This is a genomic window from Turicibacter sp. KK003 (assembly GCF_037014675.1).
In the GTDB taxonomy this organism is placed as follows: domain Bacteria; phylum Bacillota_I; class Bacilli_A; order MOL361; family Turicibacteraceae; genus Turicibacter; species Turicibacter faecis.
Genome location: NZ_CP142738.1, coordinates 2,492,501 through 2,503,176 on the forward strand (window position 1 = coordinate 2,492,501; position 10,676 = coordinate 2,503,176).

At 32.5% G+C, this 10,676-nt stretch carries 8 protein-coding genes, 1 pseudogene and 1 other annotated feature (1 of these 10 cut by a window edge); of the genes and pseudogenes, 1 reads left to right on the top strand and 8 read right to left on the bottom strand.

Translation table 11 applies throughout. From position 1 onward, the window contains the following. Positions 1-546 (top strand): annotated as a pseudogene (locus tag VXM77_RS12195) (ISL3 family transposase) (it extends 294 nt beyond the left edge of the window). Positions 547-1,196: 650 nt separating this feature from the next. On the opposite strand, the gene rpoE reads toward VXM77_RS12195, so the two are convergent. The 8 genes from rpoE to rpmH form a co-directional block, all read right to left on the bottom strand. Beyond that, entirely contained in the window at positions 1,197-1,682 is a 486-nt protein-coding gene (rpoE, locus tag VXM77_RS12200; RefSeq protein ID WP_161831416.1) for a DNA-directed RNA polymerase subunit delta, read from the bottom strand. Positions 1,683-1,704: 22 nt separating this feature from the next. Beyond that, entirely contained in the window at positions 1,705-3,366 is a 1,662-nt protein-coding gene (gene argS, locus VXM77_RS12205; RefSeq protein ID WP_161831418.1) for an arginine--tRNA ligase, read from the bottom strand. Between the two features lie 2 nt (positions 3,367-3,368). After that, the gene (locus tag VXM77_RS12210; RefSeq protein WP_237658888.1) at positions 3,369-3,806 is read right to left on the bottom strand and encodes a DUF1934 domain-containing protein; all 438 of its coding nucleotides are present in this window, start codon (positions 3,804-3,806) and stop codon (positions 3,369-3,371) included. A 219-nt stretch (positions 3,807-4,025) separates the two neighbouring features. Next, a protein-coding gene (locus VXM77_RS12215) for an IS3 family transposase (protein WP_338505737.1) occupies positions 4,026-5,356 on the bottom strand; the annotation gives its coding sequence in 2 pieces (ribosomal slippage) (positions 4,026-4,975 and positions 4,975-5,356; 1,332 coding nt in all). Between the two features lie 125 nt (positions 5,357-5,481). Further along, positions 5,482-6,873, bottom strand: a complete 1,392-nt coding sequence (asnS, locus tag VXM77_RS12220) for an asparagine--tRNA ligase (protein WP_161831422.1) — start codon at positions 6,871-6,873, stop codon at positions 5,482-5,484. Between the two features lie 57 nt (positions 6,874-6,930). Next, positions 6,931-7,155 (bottom strand) — a binding site (T-box leader). 1,075 nt (positions 7,156-8,230) lie between these two features. After that, the gene (mnmE, locus tag VXM77_RS12225) at positions 8,231-9,589 is read right to left on the bottom strand and encodes a tRNA uridine-5-carboxymethylaminomethyl(34) synthesis GTPase MnmE (protein ID WP_161831424.1); all 1,359 of its coding nucleotides are present in this window, start codon (positions 9,587-9,589) and stop codon (positions 8,231-8,233) included. 109 nt (positions 9,590-9,698) lie between these two features. After that, positions 9,699-10,043: a ribonuclease P protein component gene (rnpA, locus tag VXM77_RS12230; protein ID WP_338506476.1), complete on the bottom strand. Its 345-nt coding sequence runs from the start codon at positions 10,041-10,043 to the stop codon at positions 9,699-9,701. Positions 10,044-10,098: 55 nt separating this feature from the next. After that, positions 10,099-10,233 (bottom strand): 50S ribosomal protein L34, encoded by a 135-nt coding sequence (gene rpmH, locus VXM77_RS12235; protein WP_006784010.1) that lies wholly within the window; start codon positions 10,231-10,233, stop codon positions 10,099-10,101. Positions 10,234-10,676: the final 443 nt, after the last annotated feature.

Here is a 10,676-nt window from a genome sequence, read left to right on the forward strand (position 1 = left end):
ACACTAAGTACTTCAATCGTTGAAAAGAACTATTACATTTCTTATCACACGAAACACGCCATTGCTTTAGAGGCCCAAAATAAAATTTCTGAATGTGATATTGCACGTCGCCATCAGGTCTCTCATTCAACCGTCAATCGAATCATCCATAGCTTTTATAACTCTCAAACTTTAAACCTTAATTATTTACCTGAAAATCTCTGTTTTGATGAATTTAAATCCGTTAAATCTGCTGAGGGTCATATGTCTTTTATCTTTTGCGATGCTGACTCAAAACAAATCATCGATATCGTTGAAGATCGTCGTTTAAGCTCCCTTCAAGCTTATTTTAAACGATACACAAAGGAAGCACGTCATCGAGTGAAAAATATTGTGATTGATATGTACGCTCCTTACATCAGCCTCATTAAGAATCTTTTTCCTCATGCCTAAATTATCATTGATAAATTTCATTTTGTTCAATATCTCTCTCGTGCACTGAATAAAACTCGAATTCGATTCATGAAAAAGTTCAAAAAGCATGGTCGTAAATTCAAACGTTATTAACGTTTATTTTTAAAATCTCACGCTTTACTTAATGTCACCACTTATCGATCAGTTTACTGTTTTAAACACCTTCTGAATTAAAAGCAACTTATGATTTATACCCAGAGTTACTTTTCGCTCTTCAGACGAAAAACTTAAAACGATTTAATCATTTACTCGAAACGGAACACCCACTTGTTTCTCCTGAGTTTCAAACAGCTTTCCAAACCTTTAAAACTTATCAATCCTATATTAAAAATACTCTCTCAACTCATTACACAAATGGTCCCATCGAAGGAATTAATAATAAAATTAAGGTCATTAGGCGTATTGCCTTTGGATACCGTAGTTTCTATCATTGGGTCCCCTAGTGTATGTAGCGAAGCTCGTACATTTCCTCCATTGCTAGGGTAATTAAATCTCGTATTCTCATGGTTCAAAATCTAACAAAACCTAAAACAAAAATCCTAGCAGTATAGCCACTAGGATTTCAATTTAGTCTTTCACTGCGATAGACTATCATTTCATTAACCTTTTAACATAGTGCATCAAAAAAATCTTCCAACAAACGCTACTATTAAGCATCCATTTGTTGGAAGATTTACGAGTATCTATTATTTTCCTGAGATTAATCTTTTATCGTCTTAACCTAAAAACCTTAATTTGAACAACTATTCTAATTCATCCTCTTGGTATATAGCTAGACCTTCAAACTCTTCTGGGTCCTCATCAACCTCTACTTCACTTTCATCACTGTAATCATCTTCATTATCAGCCTTATCTAAAAACTCATCAGTTTCATCTTTATCCATTTCTTCCTTGTAGACAGGTTCGGCATCATATGTATCAAACCCATCTTCAGTAATTGCTTCTACTTCCTCATCATCGAAATCGATATCATATGTATCATAGTTAGCTACTTCATATTTTTGACGTGATTTTAAATCCCATTTATCTTCACCCACAGTTACAAACTTACCGCTTAAGGTCAAATCTGAATAAAATTGTGGTAATCTTGCTTGAAACTGTTCATCAGTTAATCCCATAATTTCGCATACCTCTTTAGCGATTTTCTCGAATTTTTGAGGCTTTATTTTTCTTTGAATTAATAACTCCGCTACTTCTAACATTGACATTTCTTCATTATGTGTAGTCATTCTAAATCCTCCTCTGTATAATTTACATTCTTTCCGGCGCCGATACTCCAATTAAATTTAATGCATTTTTTATAGTTATCTCAAGAGCTTGGATCAATGCTAATTTTTCGTTTGTTTTTGCATTATCCTCTTCATTAATTACTTTTTCAGCATTATATAAGCTATGGAAGGCTGTTGCTAAATCATTTACGTAATTACAAATTAAATGAGGACGTCTTTTTGCTGCTGCATCTGCTACAACGTTAGGAAATTCCCCCATTAATTTAATAACTTCATACTCTTTTTCGTGATTAATAAATTCATAATTTTCTTTTACGTCAACGGAAAAGCCTTTTTCTTTAGCCTGTCTTAATATAGAACATGTTCTTGCATGTGCATATTGAGCATAGTAAACAGGATTTTCATTTGACTTTTTCGTAGCCAAATCTAAATCGAAATCCATTTGTGTTTCACCACTACGCATGACAAAGAAATAACGAACAGCATCTACTCCAACCTCATCAACAAGATCACGAATCGTAACAGCTTTTCCCGTTCGCTTAGACATTTTGAACTCTTCTCCGTCTTTAATTAAGCGAACCATCTGAATAATATCTACCTCTAATTTATCCGCCTCATATCCTAATGCCTGCATCGCAGCTTTTACGCGAGCAATATATCCATGATGGTCTGCTCCCCAAATATCTACTAACTTATCATTTCCTCTATTAAGTTTTTCGATATGATTTGCAATATCCGGTGTTAGGTAAGTATATGAGCCATCTGATTTTTTTAAAACTCTATCCTTGTCGTCTCCAAAATCAGTCGAACGGAACCAAATTGCCCCATCTTTTTCATAAATATATCCCTTTGATTGAAGAAGATCTATTGATTCTTTCACGAGGTTTTTATCGTAGATTGATTTCTCGCTCGTAAATAAATCAAATTCTACCCCAAACATATTTAAATCTTTTTTAATTTTATCTAACTCATAATCAAGCGATATTTGACGAATCAAATCATAATTTTCATCTAATTTTCCAACAAATTGCTCTTTATATTTTTCCGCCATCATTTGTCCTAACAAAATAATGTCCGGTCCATAATAACCATCTTCCGGCATTTTTGATTCATTCCCTAATGCCTCTAAATAACGAGCATAAGCCGAAACAACTAAATTATGAATTTGATTTCCCGCATCATTTACATAGTATTCACGAGTCACATCATATCCCGCTTTCGACAAAAGTCGGCAAAGAGAATCACCCAAGGCAGCTCCTCGAGCATGACCTAAATGTAGGTCGCCAGTCGGATTAGCTGAAACATACTCAACATTATATTTCAAACCTTTTCCGGAATTACTTTTACCGTAATCATCACCTAAATCAATGATGCCTTTAATAGACTTAGTAAATACCGTCTTTTTCAGGAAAAAATTGATAAAACCTGGGCCGGCAATTTCAATTTTTGCAACATCAGCTTTATTTGTATCAAAGTTTTTTACTATTTCTTCAGCTATAATACGTGGATTTTTCTTTGCACGTTTAGTTAACTGCATTGCAATATTAGTCGAATAATCCCCGTGTTTTGCATCTTTCGCATTTTCTAAAATAACATTGATATCTTCCTCACAAGAAACATAACCACACTTGATAACTGTTTCCTTAATTTCATTCTTTAAGTTTTCTTTCAGCGTTTGGATCATATCTAAGACATATCCTCCTTTTTAAAATAAATGCTCAGTTTATAATTTCCTACTCTTTCCTTTTGTACAGTTAAATCGTAGTCTAAATTTATCCGAAATTTATTTTCGCATTCCTCTAGATTATAACAATGAGTTTTTACCGTGCTAATAAGTTCACCGTAAGGCGTTTTTATATACCCATCTACATTTTTTTTTGTGGTGTATCTTTGATCTAATATTATCGTTCCATTGCGACGAATACGAATAGTGTTATCATCAAATTCTAATCTACACTTCGTAATATGGTCATCGTCAATATTTTTCTCTTCAAAGAATAAAAAGCCTATATTATTTTTTTTATAATATTTTCCTTGCGTCTCATACGAGGTCTCTGTTACCTCTAAACCTTGAGTTAATTTCATATGAAAATTAACCACACCCGTTATTTTACTCATAACCATTCTACCATCATCCATAATGTGTAATTTTATCTTTTAATTATAGCACAATTTATTTTATCCATTCTATATGATTATTGCAATAATTTTATAAATATATACGATGTCTTATTCTATTTAGAATTTTTTGGAATCAATTTTTTAAATTATATCTATAAAAAAAACAAAAAAAACTAGGAAAATAATTAATCTGTACCCTTTGTCAAGGACAAAGAAAAAAACCTAAGCAACTTGAAGCTGATTTCTGTATCCTACAGGAGTCAGCTTTTTTAAATTCCATTGATATCTAAAGTTGTTATGATAATCTATATATTCTTCAATTTCAATGAGTAAATCATCAAATGTCAGTTGATTGGTTATATCTGCTTCATCTTTTAGATGCCCAAAAAATGATTCTTGTGGAGCGTTATCCCAACAATTCCCCTTCCTAGACATTGATTGTTGAATTCCTAATTCCTTTAATTGATTCGAAAATTGCGGACTCGTATAATGCACGCCCTGATCGGAGTGAATAATCGTTTCCTTCGTTAATTGGACAGTCGGATTTTCTTGAAGTTGGTTCAGTGTTTGGAGAACAAAATCTATCTTTAAATGCTCACTTAATTGAAAAGCTAAAACTTCATTTGTTGCACTATCTAAGATGGTCGAGAGATAGGCAGTCTGACCCTTTCCATATTTTAAATAAGTGATATCGGTTAATAGAACTTTATAAGGTTCTAATGGCCTAAATTGACGATTAACAAGATTTGGACAGACACGATGTGCTTGTGTCGCTTTAGCGAGTTTACGATAGGGATTGCTTCGACGAACTTGACTCAATAGTCCATACTTTTTCATGATTCGATGAATAGATTTTAGGTTAAAGATAATGTTGAATTCCCCTTTAAGAACCATCGCTACTTGGCGAATTCCCTTGTTTTTTCGTCCCTTAAAACAAATGGCCTTTTGAATAACTTCTAAACGATGTTGTTCCTCCTTTAATCGCTTTAAACGAGCTTCTTCAGCACATAACGAAAAATAACGATAATAACCTGATCTTGAAACACCAAGACTATCGCATAAATGAGAAATTAAAGATTTAAATTTAGTTGATGTCTGATTCACTACTTGATGAATCATTTGAAACTTTACTTCTTTAGAGACTATTCGAGCATTTTTCTCATGAGTCTCAACTTTTTTAATAATTCGTTCTCAATCTTTAAAACTTCTAATTTAGCCTGCGTGCGTAATAATTGTTCTTCTAGCGTTAACTCTCGTTTTAGGGACCTTCCAGAATTCTTAGTACGACTATCATCCAATCCTAATGGGCCCTGGGTTTTAAAGGCTTGTTTCCAACGTTTAGCTGCAGAATTCACACGCTGCATGCCAAGCACCGTAACATTAAATCCATAGTATTCGAATATCTCTCGCGGAAACTTTCCTTTCTCGCTCATCATAATAAAGTTCTCCTTAAATTCTTTCGTATAAGTAATCCCTTTTTCAGATACTGACTTAACATATTCGTTTTGTTTGAGTTGTTCAATCTCTTGTGGTGTAAATAACTTCTTGCTCATTTAAAATCCTCCTAAAATCTAATAGTTAATATTATAACAAAAAGGCCCTAGAAGGTAGACTTTTTTTATTTGTCTACTCTCTAGGGTACATTTTATATCTATTTTTCTAGTTTTTTTATCATCAATTAGAATTCAGCATTTTTAGGGGTACGTGGAAAAGGAATTACGTCACGAATGTTTTCAACTCCAGTTAGATACATAACCATACGCTCAAAACCTAATCCAAATCCTGAATGAGTCACACCACCATAACGACGTAAGTCTAAATACCAATTTAAATCTTCTGTAGGAACACCTATTTCCTCCATACGTTTTTCTAAAATATCTAGACGCTCCTCTCGTTGGGATCCTCCTATTAGTTCTCCTACCCCTGGAACTAACAGGTCCATAGCTGCTACTGTTTTTTGATCATCATTAACTCTCATATAAAATGCTTTAATGTCCTTAGGATAGTCTGTTACAAATACCGGCGATTTAAAAACTTCATCAGTCAGGTATCTTTCGTGTTCAGTCGACAAGTCAATCCCCCATTCAACTTTATTTTCAAACTTTTTATTGGCAGTTAATAAAATATCGATTGCTTCTGTATAGGTAATTCGTTTAAATGTAGAATTAGCAACAGTTTGAACTCGATTTAGTACTCCCTTGCTAACATACTGATCAAAAAAGTTCATCTCTTCTGGGGCATTTTCTAGTACATAGTTAATAATATATTTAATCATTCCCTCTGCCATATCCATATCGTCTTTTAGGTCGGCAAACGCCATTTCTGGTTCAATCATCCAAAATTCTGATGCATGACGTTGGGTATTAGAATTTTCTGCACGGAAAGTCGGGCCAAATGTATAAACATCTCGTAAGGCAAGAGCGAATGCTTCCCCTTCAAGTTGTCCCGATACTGTTAAGTTAGTAGACTTAGCAAAAAAATCGTGTTTGAAATCTACGACTCCTTCCTCATTTCGAGGGATATTATCTAAGTCTAGTGTTGTAACTCGAAACATCTCTCCCGCTCCCTCAGCATCAGAACCTGTAATAATTGGGGTATGCACGTATACAAAGTTTTTTTCTTGAAAATAGCTATGTATTGCAAATGCAACTAATGAACGCACTCTAAAAACGGCAGAAAACAAATTAGTTCGGGGACGTAAATGAGCTACTTCTCTTAAGAATTCACGAGTATGTCTTTTAGGTTGAATTGGATAATCTTCCGGACAATCTCCTTTTAAGACTAATTTATGCGCTTTAATCTCGAAAGGTTGTTTAGCATTTGGCGTAGGTATAACTACTCCATATACAGTTACAGCTGAACCTACACGGATTTTTTGGATTTCTTTAAAATTATCTAAACTTTCCTCATATACAACCTGAATGGTTTCAAAAAATGATCCGTCATTAATCATTAAGAAGCCAAAAGATTTTTGAGCACGATTATTTCTAACCCATCCATTCAATTCAATAGACTGATGTTCAAATCGTTCTAAGTTTCTAAATAATTGTCGTGTTACAACTTTCTCCATCTAAAAATCCTCCTTAATTTTTTTAATTACTAAAAATAAAAAACAGTCCTCATCCAAAAAAGGGACGAATGACTGTTAATCCGCGGTACCACCCTAGTTTAAGAACATATAGTTCTTACACTTCATCCTTAACGCGGAATTTACGACTTAATCTACTTACAAACATTGTTTTCGGTAAGTTACTCCAAGGTGTTCTTCACTTCCAAATCCATTCTAGGCTCTCACCATCCCTAGATCGCTACAATTTCAATTAAAAGCTACTCTCCTTTTCAACGTAAATATTTAATTATTTAAATATTATACCCTTTGCTCTTATTAGTCAATATTTACTCATCGAATATTTATCCTATACTCCAAACACCTTCTTCGACAAAATAATAAAATTTTTGCAATAACGTGAATTATGTTAATTTATGTTTTATTTTGCAGAATTTAAATTTGATTATTTTCGCTAGTCCTTTTATTGTATTTTTTAAAATATTATTTTTTTATTATTTCACCTAAACTTCGATACAAAGAATCTGTTGTCATATGTCAAAAAATAATGCTTTTAGTCGCAAAATGCAATAATTAATAATATTTTGTTTAAATAATAAAATCAATAATAAACGTTGGGGATACAGTGGATAAGTGTACTAAAGTGTCGATTTAACGATGTTTTTGGATGTGAATAAATTGTAGACAAGTTGTTGATATATGTCGATTATTATCAACAACTATGTGAATAAGGTGTTTGTTTTTGTCGAATTATAGAGATTAAACACAAGTGATCTTAAATATTTAAAGTTTAAAACTCTCGGAATTCAAGCGATATAACTCATTTTCTTACAAAATAACTGTTTTTTTCTTTTTTCGATGTTATCTCGAGATAAATAACAAATTTCTACATAATTCGATAATATATTTTTTCTTTTTTTAATAATAATAAAAATAATATATGTGGATATTGGGGATAAACCCTAAATTTATTGATATTATCATATTTTAGATTGTAGATATCTTGTTAATAAACTGTTGATGTATTTAAAATTTATACACACATGCTGTGTATATTTTATCGCATAATGTTTTATATTGTCGATTACTGTTCACCCTTCTAATACTTATTTAAGTGTTTCTTTTTTCTATAGGCACACTCGTTATATATAATAAAGTGCTAATACACTTAATAGATAAGAAATAAAGTATTAAATAAAATTACATTTAAAAACATCCATAACAGGCCTTATTTCTTCATCGAACCAACCTTAAAAATAACAAATAAAAGAAAAAACGAAACTATTCTTATTCAAATAGCTTCGTTTAAAAAGTATTTTATTAAGTTTGACTTGTGTACTTATTTTAATTACATTTTGATTTATTTTCCTAAACAAAATTTACTAAATAATTCATCTAGTAATGCATCTCCAATATCTTCCCCGAGAATTTCCCCAAGAATATGCCAGGCATTTTTTATATCAATTTCAACCATATCCACAAGCATCCCTATTTTCATCGCTTCAATTGCATCTTCGAGGGAGGTAAGGGCCTGCTTTAATTTAGCGATATGACGAGCATTTGATATATAGGTCATATCCGTAGAACCTATCTCTCCTAGCTCAAACATTTCTTTAATACTATTTTCTAAAAGTTCAATACCCTCATCTAAAACCATTGAAGTTTCAATATAGTTAGGAATTTCATTACGTTCAATATTAGATTCTAAGTCTGTTTTATTCAAAATAATAATTCGTTTTTTTTCATCTGTAAGTTTTAATAACTGTCTATCTTGATCTGTTAGTGGTTCATTATTATTTAAAACGAGTAAGATTAGTTGTGCTTCACTTAATATTTTTTTCGACTTTTCTACGCCAATAGCTTCCACAATATCTGTTGTTTCCCGTATTCCAGCTGTATCAATTAAATTAAGTGTTAATCCACCAACATTTATATATCCTTCAACAGTATCCCTGGTAGTCCCAGCTATATCCGTTACAATTGCCTTTTCCTCCCGCATCAACTGATTAAGTAGACTTGATTTTCCTACGTTTGGTCGTCCAATAATTGCAGTTTTAATTCCATCTCTTAAAATTTGTCCAGTTTTAGCAGTTTCCAAAAGCTTAATCATTTTTTCCCTTATCTTCATGGAAAGAGGAAGTAGTAATTCGGAAGTCATCTCCTCTACATCATCATACTCTGGGTAATCGATATTAACCTCTATATTCGCAATAATGTTCAATATTTCCTCGCGCATTTCCTTAATTAGACGTGATATTCTACCATCTAATCCATTCAAGGCCAGAGATAATGATTGTTCACTTTTAGCATGGATGATATCCATAATAGATTCCGCTTGGGCTAAATCGATTCTCCCATTTAAAAATGCCCTTTTTGTAAACTCTCCGGGATCAGCGACTCGTGCTCCGGCAACCAATAGCAATTCAAGAATTTTATTTGTTACCAATATCCCACCGTGACAATTTATTTCAACAACATCTTCGGCAGTAAAGGTGCGTGGAGCACGCATCACTGAAATTAGCACTTCATCAACCTTTTCTCCCGTTTCGGGATTGTATATAAAACCGTAGTTAATCGTGTGACTTTGAGCTTTATGTAAATCTCGCCCATTCAATAACTTATTTGTAATGGATATGGCATCCTTACCGCTGACACGAATAATAGAGATAGCTCCCTCTCCCATGGCAGTGGCAATACCTGCGATTGTATCTTGAAACATGCAAACACCTCCGAAACTAGTATAGTTAAATAATAATTTATTTTAACATTTGGGTTAGTGAAACGTCAAAATAGACCCCATTTGAGGTCTATTTTGACGTTTTTTATATTTATGACTTTGGGATCATTCCGATCTTTTTATATAGTTGCTCTAATTGGTACTTACATTCGGCATAATCTAATTCCTTTACACCTTTTCGTGCAATAACAAAATAGTCATAATCCGGGTTTATCTCATTTAGATGTTCTATAGTAATATTTCGAACGTATCGTTTGACCTTATTGCGTTCAAAGGCTTTTCCGACCTTTTTTCCCACAGAAATAGCTAACCGGGGATTAGCTATTTCCTTGTTAATACATTTATATATAATGAAATAAGAATTTGCCCTTGAACGACCACGCTTCATTACTTTTTCTATTTCGGTACTTTTTTTAATTCGATATTTTTTTTGCATTAGCTCACCCGCTATAGTTTTTTATATAGTAAAAAGACCACTTTAAAGAGTGGTCTTATGCACATAACACTTTTCTACCCTTTTTACGGCGACGCGCTAAAACATTACGTCCTCCTGGTGTTGCCATACGAGCGCGGAAACCATGAGTTTTTGCACGTTTACGTTTGTTAGGTTGCCAAGTACGTTTCATCTATAACACCTCCTAAGAGTCTTATACCATAGCATAATTCAATATTATAGTAAATATTCAGAAGAAAGTCAAACATTACTTTTTGCATAAGCACCTATATATTGTCCAGATAATAAAAATTATATACACATGTGGATATGTTAATAAACATAGATATAGTGTTAATTTTATCTCACTTTCCACAATATAATCAACATTTCGACAATTTGTTGATTATATGACATGTGGATATGAGGATAAATAATAGAAACGTTGATAATATCAATAAAATTAGAATAGTTTATCCACCTTTTGTTGTCGAAAAGTGTAGTAATATGTATTGATTTTAATAATATCCACAAGATGTTAATAAGTTTTTATTTTTTTTTATAGTTTGTGGACTTCTTTAACATTTTGTTATGCTATAATGTTGATAGAAGAGACTCTAAGATGAGGTGTACACG